The following is a 207-nucleotide window of genomic DNA, read 5'->3' as shown; positions in this document are numbered from 1 at the left end:
GGAAGGTTCAGATGGTTGTACACCATCGCCGTGGTAATCCCCTTGTTCTTGTCCACCACCATGTTCCCATTGGCGTCGTAGCTGTAGTCGTCGTCGGTGTTGGCCCCATCGATGAACCCCGCCGTCTTGTCGCCGCCGTCCGTTACGCGCAGCAGGCGGTTCGAACGCGTGTTGCCCGTTCCGTACGAATACGTCAGGTTGTCCATC

1 protein-coding gene is annotated in these 207 nt (G+C 58.9%); it reads right to left on the bottom strand.

Going from position 1 to position 207, the window contains the following annotated elements; translation table 11 throughout:
- On the bottom strand, positions 1-207 hold a 207-nt coding region (locus tag AABK37_RS42480; RefSeq protein ID WP_432557338.1), incomplete at both ends, for a hypothetical protein.

Source organism: Tolypothrix sp. VBCCA 56010, assembly GCF_050875635.1.
Taxonomy (GTDB): Bacteria; Cyanobacteriota; Cyanobacteriia; order Cyanobacteriales; family Nostocaceae; genus Hassallia.
Note: the sequence above shows the minus strand (reverse complement) of the source record. Positions and strands in the feature narration are given on the sequence as shown.